At 39.8% G+C, this 19,455-nt stretch carries 15 protein-coding genes; 5 read left to right on the top strand and 10 right to left on the bottom strand.

Going from position 1 to position 19,455, the window contains the following annotated elements:
- Positions 1-54: 54 nt before the first annotated feature.
- A complete protein-coding gene (gene thiL, locus AAFN64_RS00850; protein ID WP_300487526.1) occupies positions 55-1,104 on the top strand; it encodes a thiamine-phosphate kinase in 1,050 nt (349 codons plus the stop codon).
- 422 nt (positions 1,105-1,526) lie between these two features.
- Here the strand turns inward: thiL and AAFN64_RS00845 are convergent, their stop codons facing one another.
- Together AAFN64_RS00845 and AAFN64_RS00840 are read right to left on the bottom strand one after the other, a co-directional pair.
- Positions 1,527-3,068, bottom strand: coding sequence for a glycine--tRNA ligase (locus AAFN64_RS00845; RefSeq protein WP_347758955.1), 1,542 nt, complete (start codon positions 3,066-3,068; stop codon positions 1,527-1,529).
- A 61-nt stretch (positions 3,069-3,129) separates the two neighbouring features.
- Positions 3,130-3,924, bottom strand: coding sequence for a hypothetical protein (locus tag AAFN64_RS00840; RefSeq protein ID WP_347758954.1), 795 nt, complete (start codon positions 3,922-3,924; stop codon positions 3,130-3,132).
- Positions 3,925-3,986: 62 nt separating this feature from the next.
- On the opposite strand from AAFN64_RS00840, the gene AAFN64_RS00835 reads away from it, so the two are divergent.
- Both AAFN64_RS00835 and AAFN64_RS00830 read left to right on the top strand, forming a co-directional pair.
- Positions 3,987-4,670 (top strand): phosphoribosyltransferase family protein, encoded by a 684-nt coding sequence (locus AAFN64_RS00835; RefSeq protein WP_347758953.1) that lies wholly within the window; start codon positions 3,987-3,989, stop codon positions 4,668-4,670.
- 78 nt (positions 4,671-4,748) lie between these two features.
- Positions 4,749-6,362, top strand: a complete 1,614-nt coding sequence (locus AAFN64_RS00830; RefSeq protein ID WP_347758952.1) for an Ig-like domain-containing protein — start codon at positions 4,749-4,751, stop codon at positions 6,360-6,362.
- Here the strand turns inward: AAFN64_RS00830 and AAFN64_RS00825 are convergent.
- The 6 genes from AAFN64_RS00825 to AAFN64_RS00800 form a co-directional block, all read right to left on the bottom strand.
- Complete coding sequence (locus tag AAFN64_RS00825) at positions 6,349-7,116, bottom strand: amidohydrolase (RefSeq protein WP_300487540.1); 768 nt, start codon at positions 7,114-7,116, stop codon at positions 6,349-6,351. The two genes, AAFN64_RS00830 and AAFN64_RS00825, sit on opposite strands and share 14 nt — an antisense overlap.
- Before the next feature lie 154 nt (positions 7,117-7,270).
- Positions 7,271-8,014 (bottom strand): succinate dehydrogenase/fumarate reductase iron-sulfur subunit, encoded by a 744-nt coding sequence (locus AAFN64_RS00820; RefSeq protein WP_300487543.1) that lies wholly within the window; start codon positions 8,012-8,014, stop codon positions 7,271-7,273.
- Positions 8,015-8,058: 44 nt separating this feature from the next.
- On the bottom strand, positions 8,059-10,059 hold the full coding sequence (locus tag AAFN64_RS00815; RefSeq protein WP_347758950.1) for a fumarate reductase/succinate dehydrogenase flavoprotein subunit: 2,001 nt from the start codon (positions 10,057-10,059) through the stop codon (positions 8,059-8,061).
- Between the two features lie 20 nt (positions 10,060-10,079).
- The gene (locus tag AAFN64_RS00810; protein WP_347758948.1) at positions 10,080-10,916 is read right to left on the bottom strand and encodes a succinate dehydrogenase cytochrome b subunit; all 837 of its coding nucleotides are present in this window, start codon (positions 10,914-10,916) and stop codon (positions 10,080-10,082) included.
- Positions 10,917-11,093: 177 nt separating this feature from the next.
- Positions 11,094-11,960: a hypothetical protein gene (locus AAFN64_RS00805; protein WP_347758946.1), complete on the bottom strand. Its 867-nt coding sequence runs from the start codon at positions 11,958-11,960 to the stop codon at positions 11,094-11,096.
- Between the two features lie 53 nt (positions 11,961-12,013).
- Positions 12,014-12,868, bottom strand: coding sequence for a ChaN family lipoprotein (locus tag AAFN64_RS00800; RefSeq protein WP_347758944.1), 855 nt, complete (start codon positions 12,866-12,868; stop codon positions 12,014-12,016).
- Positions 12,869-12,978: 110 nt separating this feature from the next.
- Here AAFN64_RS00800 and AAFN64_RS00795 point away from each other — a divergent pair, with 110 nt between their 5' ends.
- The gene (locus AAFN64_RS00795; RefSeq protein ID WP_347758943.1) at positions 12,979-14,271 is read left to right on the top strand and encodes an aminopeptidase P family protein; all 1,293 of its coding nucleotides are present in this window, start codon (positions 12,979-12,981) and stop codon (positions 14,269-14,271) included.
- Between the two features lie 110 nt (positions 14,272-14,381).
- A complete protein-coding gene (locus tag AAFN64_RS00790; protein ID WP_300487560.1) occupies positions 14,382-15,164 on the top strand; it encodes an alpha/beta hydrolase in 783 nt (260 codons plus the stop codon).
- On the opposite strand, the gene AAFN64_RS00785 is transcribed toward AAFN64_RS00790, so the two are convergent.
- The gene (locus AAFN64_RS00785) at positions 15,165-17,930 is read right to left on the bottom strand and encodes a PD-(D/E)XK nuclease family protein (protein ID WP_347758941.1); all 2,766 of its coding nucleotides are present in this window, start codon (positions 17,928-17,930) and stop codon (positions 15,165-15,167) included. It lies immediately after the preceding gene.
- Between the two features lie 63 nt (positions 17,931-17,993).
- Complete coding sequence (locus AAFN64_RS00780; protein ID WP_300487564.1) at positions 17,994-19,397, bottom strand: OmpA family protein; 1,404 nt, start codon at positions 19,395-19,397, stop codon at positions 17,994-17,996.
- Between the last annotated feature and the right edge of the window lie 58 nt (positions 19,398-19,455).

Raw genomic sequence — 19,455 nt, 5'->3', positions numbered from 1 at the left:
GCGTTTTTTTTATTAAAAAAACCTTCGCAACTTTGCATCTTATACTTTATTTCGATGATAGAAGACAAAACACCTCAAAGAACCAGTTTGTCGCAACTGGGCGAATTTGGATTAATAAGTCATCTGACCCAAAATTTCAAAATCAATCAGCCATCCACACTAACAGGGATTGGCGACGATGCGGCCGTACTGGATTTTAAGGATAAAAAAGTAGTGGTTTCTACCGATTTACTGGTAGAAGGTGTTCATTTTGACCTTGCCTATATGCCTTTAAAACATTTAGGATACAAAGCCGTTGTGGTAAATCTTTCCGACATCTGTGCGATGAATGCCAAACCGACACAAATTACGGTATCGATTGCTGTTTCGAATCGTTTTCCACTGGAAGCATTGGAAGAATTGTACGAAGGAATTGCGCTGGCTTCCAAAATATATGATGTTGATGTGATTGGTGGTGACACCACTTCGTCTCAAAAAGGATTGATCATAAGTATTACGGCTATTGGTGAGGCCAACGAAGAAGAACTGGTTTACCGTAACGGTGCCAGCGAAACCGATTTATTGGTTGTGACCGGTGATATCGGTGCGGCTTATATGGGATTACAGGTTTTGGAACGCGAAAAACAGGTTTTTCAGGTTAACCCGAATAACCAGCCCGATCTGGATGCCTATACCTATTTAATCGAACGCCAGTTAAAACCGGAAGCGCGTAAGGACATTAAAGAATTATTGGAGGCTTTGGATTTGAAACCGACTTCGATGATTGATGTTTCCGACGGGTTATCGTCTGAGATCATTCACCTTTGTAAGAATTCTTCAAAAGGCTGTAATTTATATGAAGACAAATTGCCATTGGATCCACAGTTGATCAACGCTTGTGAAGAATTTAATGTCGATAGTACGACAATCGCGATAAATGGCGGTGAGGATTACGAATTATTGTTTACTATTAAAATGGACGATTACGATAAAATCAAAGCTAATCCAAATTTTACGGTAATCGGTCATATGGCACCGGAAAGCGAAGGAATTCATCTGATTACCAGAGCAAACACCAAAATTCCGTTAAAAGCGAGAGGATGGAATGCTTTGGAAAACGAATAAAAATTCTTACAAAATTAAAATAAATCCATAAAAAAAGCGTTAGTACATTACTAACGCTTGATTTTTAATGAGCTAAACCAAATCCTCTATTTGGCTGGGCTGTAGCAAGACCTTTTACAGGCTGGGCTAAAGAAGGTAATCCACTATATTTACCTTATACTGTATAAACTAACTTAATTAAGTATTTAATGACACTGTAAAAGTACTTGTTTCCCACACAAGCATTTTACGGTTTTTTTCAGTTTTTTTTACGGTTTGACTTTTTTTTAGCTTTTTTGTCCATTTTAACACTTTTAATGACTTTCAAAACTCCCATTTTGTCCTAAAAAGACTACTCAAACCGTAATTCAGACCGTACGTTAGTTCCCAACCGTAAACAAAAAAGCTCTCCAATTACGGAAAGCTTTTTCACTATAGGTATCTTACATTTTCATTAACCAGTTACGCATCGAAACTTCGTCACTAATAATTCCTCTTAATTCGGAAATTTTAACGCGGTCCTGCTTCATGCTATCTCTGTGACGGATCGTTACGGTTTGGTCTTCCAATGTCTGGTGATCAACCGTAATACAGAATGGTGTTCCCAAAGCATCCTGACGACGGTAACGACGCCCTACAGCATCTTTTTCGTCATACGATACATTGAAATCCCATTTCAGATCGTCGATAATATTTCGGGCAATTTCCGGTAAACCGTCTTTTTTAACCAATGGTAAAACGGCTGCTTTGGTTGGCGCCAACACCGACGGTAATTTTAATACCGTACGTGTCGATCCGTCTTCCAATGTTTCTTCCTGTAAGGATTTTGAGAATACGGATAAAAACATTCGATCCAATCCAACAGATGTTTCCACTACATACGGTACATAGCTGGAATTGGTTTCATTGTCAAAATATTGTAATTTTTTTCCGGAATGCGATTCGTGTGCTTTAAGATCGAAATCGGTTCTGGAATGAATTCCTTCTAATTCTTTAAATCCGAATGGGAAATTAAATTCGATATCCGCAGCAGCATTGGCGTAGTGTGCCAGTTTTTCATGGTCATGGAAACGGTAATTCTCTTTACCAAGTCCTAATGAAAGATGCCATTTCAATCGGGTTTCTTTCCAGTATTCGTAATATTTCATTTCTTCTCCCGGACGAACGAAAAACTGCATTTCCATTTGTTCAAATTCACGCATACGGAAAATAAACTGACGGGCTACAATTTCATTACGGAAGGCTTTTCCGGTTTGTGCAATACCAAAAGGTATTTTCATACGTCCCGTTTTCTGAACGTTCAGGAAGTTTACAAAAATTCCCTGAGCCGTTTCCGGACGCAGGTACAAATCCATCGCCGAATCGGCAGAAGCACCTAATTTTGTTCCGAACATCAGGTTAAACTGACGCACTTCTGTCCAGTTTTTAGATCCCGATTCCGGACAAGCGATTTCAAGCTCTTCGATCAGTGCTTTTACATCAGCCAGGTTTTCGGTTTCCAGCGAACGCGCCATACGCTCCAGGATTTCTCTCTGGCGGGAACGGTATTCGATCACACGGGCATTTGTCGCTACAAACTGTGCTTCATCAAAAGCATCGCCAAAACGTTCGCGTGCTTTATCTATTTCTTTTTGTGCTTTCTGATTTAATTTTTCGGCATAATCCTCAATTAAAACATCGGCACGATATCTTCTTTTGGAATCTTTATTATCAATTAACGGATCGTTAAACGCATCTACGTGGCCCGAAGCTTTCCAGGTTGTTGGGTGCATAAAAATAGCCGCGTCGATACCGACGATATTTTCGTGCATCTGAACCATGGATTTCCACCAGTATTCCCGTATATTTTTCTTTAATTCAACACCGTTCTGAGCATAGTCGTAAACTGCACTCAAACCATCATAGATTTCGCTCGAAGGGAATATAAATCCGTATTCTTTAGCATGCGAAACTACATTTTTAAATAAGTCATCTTGTTTTGCCATGTTGCAAAAATAGGAAAAAGAGATTGTAAAAAACAGGGGAAATTTTAACTTTTTACACCAATTATCTAAATTGGAAATTCGCCGTTCCGATTATACGGTCCTGATGGATTATGTTCACTTCATAATCCCCGCGGATCAGCTTTTTTTTATCCACATCTACAAAGGCGCAGACATCGGTGGATTTATTTTCGTAGAATACGATTCCTTTAGCCGTACAGCTTAAATCGCAGTTGAATTTTTCATCCGGATGGGAACAATTGGCCAGTACCATATGTTCGGGATCAACGATCTGATAAAAAATTTCCTGGTTTCCTTTTGAAACCGTTTCATTATAACCTAAGGTATAACAAATACGGATCTGGTCTATTTTTTTGGAACGATTGGTTTCCAGATAATCACTGTAGATGATTTTTACGCCTCTTACACTAACATTTAGTGCTTTTAAGTATTTTGAAGACGCATCAGCATTGTCGGAAGGAGTGTCGGATTCGGCTAATGATTTAACGGGTTTTCGTTTTTCCGCTTTAATTTTAGCACTTAACGGTTTGTTTTTTACAACTTCTGTCTTAAAATGACTGGTTCCGACGGTTTTTAGAAGCGTATTGGAGGGTACGGTGGACTTAAAGGGAGTCATTGCGGCCTTTGTCCGACCGACCAGCATATTACTGACCGAATCGTACCGCTTTAAAATCTCCAAAAGCTCATTCTTATGAAGGGAATTTTCCAGAGAAAGCTTATCTTTAAGCGTCTTATTTTCAACGGATAACCGATATAAATTAAAAGACAGGGTGAACACTCCGATGAGCAGTACACCAACACTTACCTGAATTAATTTTGTAGCGCTTTTACGTACCATTTCTATTTAATAATCGCTAAAAGTATTCCGCCTTCCGTAATTCAAAAAAAATAATCGATGAAATGATAAAAAACTTGATAAACTTACTTTTTCCGCCAATTTGCGTTGGCTGTAATTCCGTTTTATTGCAAAATGAGAAGATTATATGCCTTAAATGCCGTCATGAGCTTCCTTACACCGATCATCCGATTACCAACGCCAATATGACTTATAAAAAGTTCTACGGACGACTTCCGTTAGTCCACGGATCTTCGCTTTTATATTACCGTAAAAAAGGTATTACACAACAACTTATCCACCATTTAAAGTACAAAGGCCAACAGGAAATTGGCACTTTACTCGCCGAATGGTACTTAGCCCGATTTGAAGCCAATCCTGATTTACAAACCGTGACCGATATCATTCCCGTTCCGCTACACCCGAAACGGTTGCGCGAACGCGGTTATAACCAGCTGACTACATTTGGTCGTACTTTGGCAGACGGTTTCCATACTTTTTATAACGACCAGCTATTATACCGAAAGCGGTACTCGAAAACCCAAACCCAAAAGACGCTTTTCGGACGAACCGAAACCGATATGGAACTGTTTGCGCTTCGCGATATTAATTGCTGCCGCGGAAAACATTTCCTATTAATTGACGATGTGATAACCACGGGTTCGACATTGGAAGCCTGTGGCAAACAATTGTTAAAATTACCAGGAGCGAGGCTGAGTATTGCCACCATTGCCTATACCGACTCGTAATTTTACAAAGATTTTCCAAAAAGATTTTCTTTCCACTGAATATAATCGTTATTTTGTGCCGTTAAAATCACTGCTAACATGTTGAAATACCGCATCGCTTTTCTTATTGTTGTTTTTTCGCTACTACTAACCAGTTGTGCCAAAAGAGGTATGGTTTCGGGTGGACCGAAAGATACTATTCCGCCGACGATTACTTTTAGTACGCCTAAGAATTTCAGCACTAATTTTACCGGTAATTTTATCAAAATCAACTTTAGTGAATATATTAAGGTAAAAGACATCAACAAGCAGTTGATCATTTCTCCTCCAATGAAAAAAGCTCCGGATATTATTCCAATGGGCTACGCCAGTAAATATATCACGATTAAAATCAAAGACACTTTACAGCCCAATACGACATACAGTTTTAATTTCGGGCAAAGTATTTCCGACAATAACGAACAAAATCCATATTCACAGTTTAAATATGTTTTCTCAACCGGATCGTATATCGATTCTTTAAAAATTGGCGGAATCATTCGTGATGCACACGATATAAAAACCGATAATTTTGTTTCGGTAATGTTGTACGAAGCAAGCACATTTGCCGATTCTACCGTTTTTAAACAACAACCTCGCTATGTAACCAATACGCTGGACAGTTTAAAAGTTTTTACGCTTGAAAATGTAAAAGAAGGCGATTATTACCTTGTAGCGCTTAAAGACCAGAACAACGATTATAAATTCAACCCTAAAGAGGATAAAATCGCATTCTTTAAAAAACCGATACGTATCCCTAACGATACGATTTTCCGATTGGATCTGTTTAAGGAAGAATTGGCTTTTAAAGCCGAAAAAGCATCACAGGAAAACCCGAATAAACTGATCATGGGTTTTGAGGGTAAGGAAAAAGCAAAAAACACCAAGATTACGGTTTCCAAAGGAGGCGAAGAACTACGTACTGTTATTACAAAATATCCTTCGAAAGACTCCTTGTATATCTGGCTTCCAAAAATAAAGGCCGATTCCTTAAAAATTAATGTCCGCAATGGCGATTATACAAAAGATTTTACCGCGAAAATAAAAGAAATGAAGGCCAAAGGCGACACCTTGTCTTTTGAAGCCAAACCAACCGGTGCTATTGGTTTTAGAGATCCTTTTACCATTACGCCGTCGATTCCAATCTCAAAAATTGACAACACAAAAATCAGGCTGATTAATGTAAAAGATTCAACGGCAGTACTACCGTTCCAACTTACGTATCATGAGTATGAAAAGAAACTGGAAATCGACTTTAAAAAAGAGGCCGATCAGCGGTATAAGCTAACCCTATTTCCAGGCGCTTTGACCGATTTTTACGAAACCCCGAACGACACTTTAAAGTATACGCTGGGAACGCGTAGCAATACCGATTTCGGAAATTTACGTGTCCGACTTGAACATGTAAAACGCTTTCCGGTAATACTGGAAATACTCGATAAAAACGGAAAAACCATTGCGTCGGAATACAGTGAAAAAGAAACGGTTATTGATTTCAATTTACTCGATCCGGCCACGTATACCCTACGTCTTATCTACGACGATAATAAAAACCGTAAATGGGATACCGGTAATTTCCTAAGGAAAGAGCTTCCGGAAGAAGTACTCTATTTCCAGGGTGAAGTTGATGTACGCGCCAATTGGGACGTAGATCAGGTTTTTAAAGCAGATTAAACCTATCCCTATCTCTCAGGAAGCCCAGTTTATTTCTGTTCGCCAGCATTAATTCTTTATCCAATTGTACCGAAAAGACCACTTCTTTTTCAACCGGTTCCACTAAGGCATTCCCCAGGTAATCCAAAACCTGCGAATGACCGGAATAAAAATTGTGGTTCACATCGTCGCCAATTCGGTTAACACCAATTACATAGGACATATTTTCGATGGCTCTTGCTTTTAAAAGTGTATCCCAGGCCAGGATTCGCACCTGCGGCCAATTGGCCACATAAATCAACAGATCATAATCGTCGTTATTTCGGGAATATACCGGGAATCGCAAATCGTAACAGATTAACGGGCAAATACGCCAACCCAGGTAGTTCACCACCAAACGTTCGGTTCCGCCGGACGTATAGGTTTTGTGTTCTCCCGCCAAAGAAAACAAATGGCGTTTGTCGTAGTGTTCGACATCGCCGTTTGGAAAGACAAAAAGCAAGCGATTATAAAAATTCCCGTCTTCCTTAATCACCAGGCTACCTGTTATCGCGCAGTTTTTTTCCGTAGCGGTTTGTTTCATCCAGTTCACCGTTGAACCATTCATAGGCTCAGCGACTTCTTCAGGATTCATTGTAAATCCGGAACTAAACATTTCCGGTAAAACAATTAGTAAGGAATCTTCGGGTATATTCTGAATTTTTGCTGCGAAATAATTTCTGTTCACTTCCGGGTTTTCCCAAAATAGCGGCGCCTGAATGATACTGACTTTCATCTTGTGTTATTATTTTTAATGTTGGCGAGTTTTATCTAATAAAAATATGAAAGTTCTGTCAAAAGAAACGGTTTCGGGCTATAATTTCGATGTAAAAAACAAAAACGCACCCAACGGAACGAAGGGTGCGTTTTAAATCGTGATTTTTTTAAACCTATTTGATACTTGCCTTAAAGTATTCTCTGTTCATACGAGCAATATTCTCAAGCGAAATACCTTTTGGACATTCAACTTCACAGGCTCCTGTATTGGTACAGTTTCCAAATCCTTCGTTGTCCATTTGTTCTACCATGTTTAATACACGCTCCGCTGCTTCAACTTTACCTTGTGGTAACAAGGCAAACTGGGAAACTTTTGCCGATACGAATAACATAGCAGATGAGTTTTTACAAGTTGCTACACAAGCACCACATCCGATACAGGTTGCCGCATCAAAAGCTCTGTCGGCATCGTGTTTTGGAATAGGAATAGCATTGGCATCCTGTGTATTTCCGGAAGTGTTTACCGAAATAAATCCACCAGCATGCTGGATTCTGTCGAAAGCACTTCTGTCTACTACTAAATCTTTAATTACCGGGAATGCTTTAGCACGGAATGGCTCGATAAAAATCGTATCGCCATCTTTGAACATACGCATGTGTAACTGACATGTTGTTACACCTTTGTCCGGTCCGTGAGCTTCTCCGTTAATATAAAGGGAACACATTCCGCAGATTCCTTCACGACAATCGTGGTCGAAAGCTACCGGTTCGTCTCCTTTTTCTACTAATCCGTCGTTTAATACGTCTAACATTTCAAGGAAAGACATATCCGGTGACACATCGCTGATTTTATAATCAACTAATTGTCCTTTATCTTGAGCGTTTTTCTGACGCCATATTTTTAACGTTAAATTCATAACTTTGAGTATTAAGTATTAAGAGGATCCCTTAACACATTACATTATTTGTAACTTCTTTGTACCGGTTTCACATTTTCGAATTTCAGCTCTTCTTTGTGTAATACGGCTTCTCTAGGATCTCCTTTGTATTCCCAGGCAGCTACGTATGCAAAGTTGATGTCATCACGTTGTGCTTCTCCTTCTTCCGTTTGATATTCTTCTCTGAAGTGTCCACCACATGATTCGTTTCGGTGTAAAGCATCTTTCGCAAATAATTCTCCTAATTCAAGGAAATCGGCTACACGTAATGCTTTTTCCAGTTCCTGATTGAATCCGTTAACATCACCCGGTACACGAACGTCTCTGTAGAACTCTTCACGGATGGCTTTGATTTCTTCCATCGCTTCTGCTAATCCTTTTGCGTTACGCGCCATTCCTACTTTATCCCACATTACTTTTCCAAGTCTTCTGTGGAAGTAGTCTACGGAATGTGTTCCGTTATTTTTACTTAATTTTTCAATCAGATCTCTCACATTTTTCTCTGCCTCAATAAACTCCGGTAAATCGGTTGAGATTTTTCCGGTACGGATATCTTTAGACAAATAATCTCCGATAGTATACGGTAATACGAAATATCCGTCGGCAAGACCCTGCATCAAAGCAGACGCTCCTAATCGGTTCGCTCCGTGATCAGAGAAGTTCGCTTCACCAATAGAATAACAACCTTCGATAGTCGTCATCAGGTTATAATCTACCCAGATTCCACCCATAGTATAGTGAACCGCAGGATAGATCATCATTGGTGTTTCGTATGGATTATCGTCAACGATTTTCTCATACATCTGGAACAAGTTACCATATTTATTGGCTACTACTTCTGTTCCTAATTTTTTAACAAGAGCCGCATCCTCTGGGTTTAAGTGTTTGATTTTTGCCTGCTCTTTTCCATAACGTTGGATCGCAGAGGCGAAATCAAGATAAACCGCTTCTCCTGTTTTGTTTACTCCGAAACCGGCATCACATCTTTCTTTTGCCGCACGCGAGGCTACGTCACGCGGTACAAGGTTACCAAAAGATGGATAACGTCTTTCCAAATAGTAATCTCTATCTTCTTCAGCAAGATCCGTCGGTTTTAAACGACCTTCGCGGATTGCCTGTGCATCTTCTAATTTTTTAGGTACCCAGATACGACCGTCATTACGCAATGATTCGGACATCAATGTTAGTTTTGACTGGTGATCACCTGAAACCGGAATACAGGTTGGGTGAATTTGCGTATAACAAGGGTTAGCGAAATACGCTCCTTTTTTGTGGATTTTCCAGGCTGCCGTTACGTTACTTCCCATCGCATTTGTAGAAAGGAAGAATACGTTTCCATAACCTCCGGAAGCAATCACTACAGCGTGAGCCGAATGTCTTTCGATTTCTCCGGTAACCAGGTTACGGGCAATGATTCCTCTTGCTTTTCCTTCAACAATTACAAGATCCAACATTTCGTGACGGTTATACATTTGGATTTTTCCACGTCCGATCTGACGGTTCATCGCAGAATAAGCTCCCAATAATAACTGTTGTCCGGTTTGTCCTTTTGCGTAGAAGGTTCTCGATACCAAAGTACCCCCGAAAGAACGGTTATCTAATAATCCGCCATATTCACGAGCCAAAGGCACCCCTTGAGCCACACATTGATCAATAATATTAGCCGAAACTTCTGCCAAACGGTGTACGTTTGCTTCACGGGCGCGGTAATCCCCACCTTTTACCGTATCGTAAAATAAACGGAAAGTTGAGTCACCATCTCCCTGGTAGTTTTTTGCCGCATTGATACCTCCCTGTGCTGCAATCGAGTGCGCACGACGTGGAGAATCCTGAAAACAAAATGCTTTTACGTTATATCCTAATTCTGCTAAAGTCGCAGCAGCCGAACCTCCTGCCAATCCTGTTCCAACGATAATCACATCGATGTTACGCTTGTTGGCCGGGTTCACTAAGTTTATATGATCTTTATAGTCTGTCCATTTCGTCGAAATAGAACCTTGAGGTATTTTAGAATCTAATGCCATAATCTTTATCTATTATAGGATTATTTAAAGAAGTGAATATATAAAGGAATAATAGCAAATAATAACGGTACAATAATTGCAAATCCTTTTCCGAAAACTTTGATCGCCGGGGTGTATTTAGGATTATTTGCTCCTAACGACTGGAAAGCACTATTAAATCCGTGTAGTAAGTGGAACGCTAATACCGCCATAGAAAACACGTAGAAAATTGTGAATGCCAATCCCCATTTCGGGTCTTTAAAGAATTCAATTGTAATGGTATGCAAATCTTTATATCCTTCTGCAAATTTCACTTTAAGTGGTTTTGTGTAGTAGAAATCACGTCCGTCAATAACGATATTTTCCCCATCAACACTTTGTACCGGAATAAATTTATCCTGTCCCCATCCTGAAGTCAGGTAAAAATCCTGAGTCGATCCTGGTTGTGCTTCAACTGTGATTTTTTGTAACGGCATTGTTGTAAAGTGCATTTTTGCCCAGAAATTTACCATGTGCGTTGCAATGAAAATCAAAATCAATGTCCCTAAAACAGCCATATTCCTAGATGCCCAGGCACTGTTTGCTCCAGCATTGTTCTTCGCATAACCAATAGGCCTCGCTTTTTTGTTTTGAATAGTTAGAAGAATACCGTCGATCGCGTGGAAAAGGATCGAAATGTAGGTAACATAAGATAGAATTTTTACCGCTGGATTGGTTGTCATAAACAATGCATATTCGTTGAACTGCAATTGTGTACCGAACAATAACTGTAGATTACCTGCTAAGTGTCCCACCAAAAACAAGCATAAAAATAAACCCGTAAGAGCCATCCAGTATTTCTTTCCAATAGATGACTTTAAAAGTGCAGATTTCGCCATAGTGTTTGATTGTAATAGTTTTTAAAAAAATCAAACAAAAATAAGGCTATTTCAAATTAACCGCAACCCTTTCAGGCTTATTTATAATGAATTTAAAGTATTTGTCCGATAGTATTGAGAAAACCATATTCTCATTTTCCTATCTTATTAAATTATAGCGGAATAACTTTTGGAGTTTTATTTCTGATAGGTCGGCACCAAGCCTCTTAAGCCCATATCGACCACATTTTCCCCGGCCGATGGCTCGTATTTTCCATCCACATGGACTTCTTTCCACTCGAAACTGTTGTTTACCGATAGCGAAAGCGTCACTTCTACGTCGCGGGTTTCATTTCCGGTGATCACCAAAGGTGTGGCAAATTTACCGGTTACGACGCACGATTTAGGTGGAATCGGAGACGTTGCATAAAGCGGATTTGGAACGGTGGTCGCTCCGGTTGCGGTCTGACCCGAAAACGGCATTCCGTTTACACTCAAAGCCCAATATCCCTGTTCGCGGTTTCCGTTTACCGGAAAACTACTGTTTCCGATATGATGTGTGGTTAAATAGGTTTTAAAACCGACAAAACTAGCCAATGTACCGGTATAATCGGTTCCCTGATGCAAAATATTGATATCGTAGTTTTGATACGAAAGCGATGTCCGTATCCATTCGTAACTTCCTGTTGCGACTTGACTTAAAGGTATAGACAAAAAGATTTCGCCTTCCTCAGCAATTTTCGACTGACTAAAATCAATGGCATTTTCACCTCCCGCCATCGTTTCGGGCGCATGGTACACTACCGTCCCCATACCTAATGCCGTACTGGCATTGGGCGCCAGTTCCATATAATGCGAACTGATTGCATTAAACGAAGGTGATTGTGCCGCATTACCTTCGGCAATAGCCGCCGGTTGACCCAAATTGTTCAATCTTGACTGTGTCGCATCAAACTTAAATCGCATTACCAAATGTGGTTCGGCATTTTTTACATCATCATTATCATCGCACGAAAAGAATGCGATGGCAAGTAATACTATTAATATGATGCTTTTAAATTTCATAGCCTGGATTAACACAACATTACCAACAAAAATCCTGCCAAGATTTTGTTAAATCAGTATGTTTTGGTTACATCTTCATCTACAACGAGAATATAGTCGGCTTTATTGTAGTGCTCGGCCTCTAATTGCGAAATATTTTTTTGCGTAACCGTAGCAATAGTAATTATCTTACTTTCCGGGTTATTTTTCTTTAAATACCAATAGATTCCTTCGAAATTATCGCTGTGATACGTTCCGTTATAATGAATAAATACCGATTCCGGTTTTTGGTTTTTTTGGATAAAATAGGCCATCGTAGCATCTTTAATCGCCTGTGCTTTTGGCAGATTATCCCCTCCATGACCGCCCATCATTTCAATCATTTTAACATAGCCCGGCAATTGCGCATCATAAGCTATCGGTAACGGCGCGATCCAGTTTTTTTCTTCCGGTGTCAATGCCTCCAAAGCCTCAAGTCCTTTTTTAAAAACCATACTGGCGTAACGGCGCGGTACATTGGTAGCTACAAAATGTTTATGATGTTCTTTTGCATAGTCTACCAAAGGCTTATAATCGGTTTTATGATTGTTCCAAAGCCTTGCCAGCGTATCAAAAGCTTTTTGATCAATTTCTCCACGCAGGTATTGATCCAATTGTTTCTGATTGTCGGCTTCGATCATTTCAGCACCTAATACGACTTCTCTTTTTTCACCCAGATCTTTTGTCAGCTCCAATTGCAACCAATGAACAACCGAATTATCATGATGTTCGCCAAACAAAACCACTTCCGCCTTTTCGGCCGCTTTTAGCAGTTTTCCATAGTTTGCTTTTTTTCCTTTTTTATCAAATAACTGATACGGCATTTTGTCTTGTGCCTGCAAAATTGTCACAAAAAACAGGGGTATAAAGAGTGATAGTATTTTTTTCATGGCAGAAAATTACCCATTATTATGAATTCTTCAAAATTTTAAATTCGCATTAACACCATTTCGACCTAAAATCTCTAAATTTGAAGTTCTATACTTAAATTTATTTCGTTATGAAATACCATCAGATTGACCGAAACCTTTTTATCAAAAACCGCAAGAAATTCACTGCGGCTATGAAACCAAACAGCATTGCCATTTTTAACTCCAACGATATCTATCCGGTTAGTGCCGACAGTACACTTCCGTTCGCACAACACCGCGATATCTTCTATCTGTCGGGCGTAGATCAGGAAGAAAGCGTTTTATTGCTTTTCCCGGATGCTCCGTACGAACATCAGAAAGAAATGCTTTTCCTTAGAGAAACTAACGAACACATTGCCGTTTGGGAAGGAGAAAAACTTACTAAAGAACGCGCTTTGGAAGTGTCTGGCATCAAGACTGTTTATTGGTTACAGGATTTCAAAAAAGTGTTATACGAACTGATGACCTATGCCGATACGATGTACATCAACACAAACGAACACTACCGCGCTTCTGTAGAAACAGAAACACGTGAGGCTCGTTTTATCAAATGGTGGAAAGAAACGTATCCGGCACATAAAGTAGAAAAGAGCAATCCTATTTTACAGCGCATTCGTTCGGTAAAAGAAAGCGAAGAACTGGATCTGATCCAACAGGCTTGTAACATTACCGAAAAAGGATTCCGTCGTATTTTATCGTTTGTAAAACCAGGCGTTATGGAATATGAAGTGGAAGCCGAATTTGCACACGAATTTTTACGAAACCGTTCCAAAGGTTTTGCTTATACGCCGATTATCGCTTCGGGTAATAACGCGAATGTTTTACACTATATCGAAAACAACCAACAATGTAACGACGGCGATTTATTATTATTGGACGTAGGTGCCGAATACGCCAACTATTCCAGCGATATGACCCGTACGATTCCGGTTTCGGGTCGTTTTACCAAAAGACAGCGCGAAGTTTATGACGCCGTATTACGCGTTAAAAACGAAGCCGCCAAAATGTTGGTTCCGGGGAATTTCTGGAAACAATACCATGTGGAAGTGGGTAAAATCATGACCTCAGAATTATTAGGTCTTGGTTTACTGGACAAAGCGGATGTTCAAAACGAAAATCCGGAATGGCCGGCGTATAAAAAATATTTTATGCACGGTACGTCACACCATATGGGATTAGATACGCACGATTACGGTTTACTATATGAGCCAATGCAGGCAAATATGGTTTTCACTATTGAACCGGGAATTTATATTCCGGCCGAAGGATTCGGAATCCGAATTGAAGACGATGTGGTGATTCAGGCTAAAGGAGAACCGTTTAACCTGATGCGTAATATTCCTATCGAGGCTGATGAAATCGAAAGCCTGATGAATTCCTAATACGATATCAAACGAATTATAAAAACGGTTTGCGGCTTTGGTTGCAAACCGTTTTCTTTTTCGGTTATCTCGCTTTATTCTTTATTTTTGCAGTATCAAAACCGCTTACTTTGAAGTTTTCCCTTTTTAAAAACGCTAAGATTGCCTATACGGATACCGGAAAAGGAACCGCACTTGTTTTTTTGCACGGTTTTCTTGAAAATGCCGGAATGTGGGATTTTTATACGACTGCGTTTTCCCAAAAATACCGCGTTATTACCATCGATCTTTTAGGTCACGGACAATCGGAATCGATCGGATATATTCATAGTATGGAAGATATGGCCGATGCCGTTCAGACGGTTTTAAGCGAACTTCGAATTCGGAAAGCCGTTTTTATCGGGCATTCAATGGGTGGTTATGTGGCGCTGGCATTTGCCGAACTTTATCCGGATCACGTTAAAGGAATGGTGCTTTTAAATTCGACTTCCAGAGCCGACAGTGAGGAGCGGAAACGCAACCGCGACCGGGCTATCGTTGCCGTAAAACAGAGTTATACAAATTTTATTAAAATGTCGATCGCAAATCTTTTTAGCGAAGATAACCGCGACCGACTGGCCGACGCAATTGAAACCGCCAAAACGGAAGCTTTAAAAACACCGTTACAAGGGATTATTGCTGCGCTCGAAGGGATGAAAACCCGTAACGACCGGGAAGTGATTTTGCATTTTGCGCCCTATCCGATTATGCTTATTCTCGGCAAAAAAGATCCGGTTTTAAATTATCAGGATAGTCTGGAGCAAATCGAAAATACCGGTGTAAAGCTGGTCACGTTTAACGATGGCCATATGAGTCATCTGGAAAATCAGGACGAGCTGCTAACCGTACTCCGCGATTTTTTTAAAACCGTTTAATTATTTGATTTTTTCTTCGAAAGGAATTTCGGGATTCAAAATTTCATTGATCAGTATAACAATCTGCGTTCTGAAATCGGCAAGTATATCCGGGGTTACAATCGTTTCGTAGTCTTTTTCTACTTTTCTACCAAAAGGCATAAAGCCACCTCGCATGTTTTTAAACGACACAATTCCCACTTCCATTTCCAAACCTGCCGTTTTCTCTTCATACATAAACGCATAACAAAGCAACTGTATGATTTTGTCGTTTTTGATATCTTCGGTCAGACCTGTCCAATCTTTTAACTGTACGTTGTTTTTTAAAACTTTTCCGGTTTTATAATCGACAATCCTGATTTTCCCGTTGCGCTGTTCGATCCGGTCGACATTCCCGGCAATTTTAACCGAAAACGGCAGCCGACTATCTTCCAATGTTCGTTCCAACGGCGTTTCCAAAGCGATTATTTTAACTGCATCGCCGGCTTCCAATTGTCGTTTTTCCTCTTTTAAAAAGTTATAGACATTCCGTTTGGCGACTTCAAATGCCAAAAGGTTTTTTCCTTTCGAAATCTCCCCTTCTTTATACACCAATCGGAATTGTTTTTCCACTTCCGAATCGGCCATCGCAAACAACCAATCCATATCCGTAAACGACAGGAATTTGCCAACATACGGTTTATACAATTCTTCCAAAGTGGCATGAATAATCGTTCCCAATGTATTCAGCGCAATGTTTTCCTCCACTTCTTCCACTTCCGAAATACGCAGGATTCGTTGGTTGTAAAATTGAATCGGATTCCGCATATAAGTCGTCAGTCCCGAAGGCGAAAACCCTTTCCCGGTTGCGATTTCTTTTAAGCGCACCATCACCCGATCCGATTTTGGTACCGCTACCGGTTCGTAGGCTTTGTCCGGTAAAAAGGCATTATAAATCTGATGCGACAGGTTATGAGCCGGTTGCTTTTCGATTTCCAATTGCGTTATAAATCGGCTTCGTTCGCCCGCATCCAAACCTTCGCTTTCCGTATTATACAACAGATAGATATTTTTGGCGCGTAACAGCAGATGATAAAAGTGATAGCTATAAATTGCGTCTTTTTCTTTATAAGTAGGCAAGCCTAATTCGCGTTTTACATCGTACGGAATAAACGAATTCATGGTTTTTCCGGCCGGAAATTTCCCTTCGTTCATAGACGTTACGATCACGGTTTCGAAATCAAGAACACGACTTTCCAACACTCCCATGATCTGAAGTCCGGTTAACGGTTCCCCTTCGAAGGAGACTTCCGCCAGATCGATCACTTGTTTGTACACCGTATAAAGCGTACTCACCGTATCCAGTTTCGGATGTGCTTCGTGGTAGTTGATCAGTTTATTGATGACTTTAAAAATCGAGTACAAAAAGGTTTTTGACAGCTTATCTTCTTCCTTATCGTTGTTTAAAAACGATTTGATTGTCAATATGATTTGTGACAATCGATCCAATACTTTTCCGACATTATTATTATCCCATTTTTCAAACAACAACTGAAACAATGCGGATGGTTTTTCCTGGATTTCAAATAGTTTTTTATGCGTTAGAAACGTGATGTTATTTCTGTTGATCACCTGAACCAGCGATCCGGATTTTACGTAGGGTTCCACCAATGGATGCGTGAGTATGTCCAACACTTCTTTATAATAGAAAACGTAACTTTTTTCGTTTCGCTGAACGGCGTTTGTATGTAGTTTAAACAGCTTATTGATCAGAATCTGAGCCGGGTTATTTTTACTATTATAACCCATGGTGATATTGAGACTTTCCACCGACGATGGTAAGGCGTACAGCACCGGAATCAGCAAATTTTCTTCACCTAAAACCAAAGCGACTTTATCGAGACTTTCGGTTTCGAGCTGAATTTCCTCTATTAGCTTTCCGGCTATTTTAGCCTGTCCTACGGTTTTGGGCGTTCCGATGATCCGGATGTTTTTTTCCTCGCTAAAATCGTTTACAATCCATTCAAAAGGCTGGGTTGTATATTGTTTCCATTCTTTTTTAAAACGGCGTACAAACAAACCGGCATCGTGAAACGAATCATTTAAAAAAGCAGCGTCAATATCCCAATAGACTTTTGCCTGATCGTTAAACAGTAATTGTTGTATGATTTTTTCTTCGGCTTGATTCAAAGCGTTAAAACCGGCAAAAATTAATTTTTTGGATCCGAGCGCTTCCGAAAAATGATTGAGGTTTTCCACTGCTTCCCGATAAATTAATCCCTGATAACCGATTCCTTTTCGCAATAAATGATCATACAGTGATTCGTAGTATAACGGTAAAAGTTTCCAGAATTCGAGGTAATTTTCGATCATCGTGGTTCTTTTTTCCAGATCCAACGACCAGTGCTTGATATCTTCAATATCTTTTAAATATGAAAATATATGACTCGGTTTTAGCAGGTAGCGATCGATTTCATTAAAATCCTGTATCAGTGTTTTTGCCCAATTGGCAAACAGTTCGAACGATTGTTGCTTTTCGGGTGGCGTTACTTCGAGGTAAACATCGTAGAACTCAAACAACAATTCGATGTTATCACAGGTTCGTATACCGGCAACATCCTGTATAAAATCTTCGATACTGACGATTTCCGGAGCAAAGAGCGTCCCCGGCAATTGTTTTTTTAAGGCTTCTATCAGGAAAATACGCGCTCTTTTGTTGGGAAGTACAATCACAATATTGGAGATAGTATCCTGATACTGATTGATAATCGCACTACTGAGCTTGTCTAAAAAGGAAAACGTTGCCATAGTATAAAAATAAAAAAACGCCCCGATAAACGGGGCGTTTTCCTTATTTATTTGTGTGGGAAATTATTTGATTAATTTAACCTCAACACGTCTGTTATTAGCTTTACCTTTCGCTGTTTTGTTAGTATCGATTGGTTTAGACTCACCGTATCCGATTGAAGACAATCTTTCGAAGTCAATTCCGTTTTCGATTAAATAATCTTTAACAGCTTTAGCTCTCTCTTCAGATAATTTTTGGTTGAATGCATCTTTACCATCGCTATCTGTGTGTCCTTCGATGCTGAATCTAGAGTTTGGATACTCTTTTAAGATTGCAGTGATCGATTGTAACACAGGGAAAGTTTGTTTTTGGAAAGTAGCTTTACCAGAGTTGAACAAGATTGTTTTAGCGTAAGCATTTAATTTTTTGATAGTCTCGTCAGAAACTTCAGGACATCCGTTGTTAGCAACAGTTCCTTTTACATCTGGACATTTATCATCTTTATCAGCTACACCGTCACCATCTCTATCTGGCCAAGGACAACCACCGTTTTCTTTAGGACCTTTTACGTTTGGACATTTGTCTACGTTATCTGGCACACCATCACCGTCTGTATCAGGACATCCGTTGAATTGTTTTGGACCAGCTACTTCAGGACAAGCATCGTCTTTATCAGGAATTCCGTCACCGTCTGTATCAGGACAACCTTGGAATTCTTTAGGACCAGCTACATCTGGACAAGCGTCATCTTTATCTGGAATTCCGTCACCGTCTGTATCAGGACAACCTTGGAATTCTTTTAAACCAGGTACATCTGGACAAGCGTCATCTTTATCATAGATTCCGTCACCGTCTGTATCTTTACCTCCAAATTTGAAAGTAATACCTGCGAAGTGTTGCATGTGAGAAGGAACGTCTACTGACGGATCTCTTGTCTCATCAAATGAATGTTTGTAAGTTGAACGGAAAGATAAACCTACGTTTTCAGAGAACCAGAAAGTTAATCCTAAACCTCCGTTAACGGTTCCTGTACTAGCATCACCAAAGAAAGTATAACCTCCACCGATGTGTGCAGACGGATCAATAACTTTAGATCCGATCAGGTTCATGAAGCTATAGTTAATAACCCCATCAATTCCGTAGTAAGATAAATCTCCAGGATTTACTACAGTGTAATCTCCAGGTACTGTAACTCTTGGCTCAACAAATTTAGTGATTTTGTTTACCGATCCAGTTACGCCAAAAGAGAAGTTATCTCCAATGTGTCTGGAAACGTTAACAAAAGATACTGATGGAATAATGTTCCAGTTGGCTTTTGCGTTAAAAAACTGTGAAAATTGGTCTTCTAATTTCTTGCTAGCGCTGAATCTAGTGTCTACAGCATTCGCACCAATAGTAATAGCCCAAGGGTTATTGCTATCCTGAGCCTGCGAACTTAGACCCGCAAACATCAATGCTGCTACGAATAATTTGTTTAGATGTCTCATACTTTTTTTATTTAATTACAATACGTTATAATTACAGCAAAAGTAAGATGTAAAATAT

It is taken from the genome of Flavobacterium sp. CAU 1735 (assembly GCF_039888695.1).
Taxonomy (GTDB): Bacteria; Bacteroidota; Bacteroidia; order Flavobacteriales; family Flavobacteriaceae; genus Flavobacterium.
Note: the sequence above shows the minus strand (reverse complement) of the source record. Positions and strands in the feature narration are given on the sequence as shown.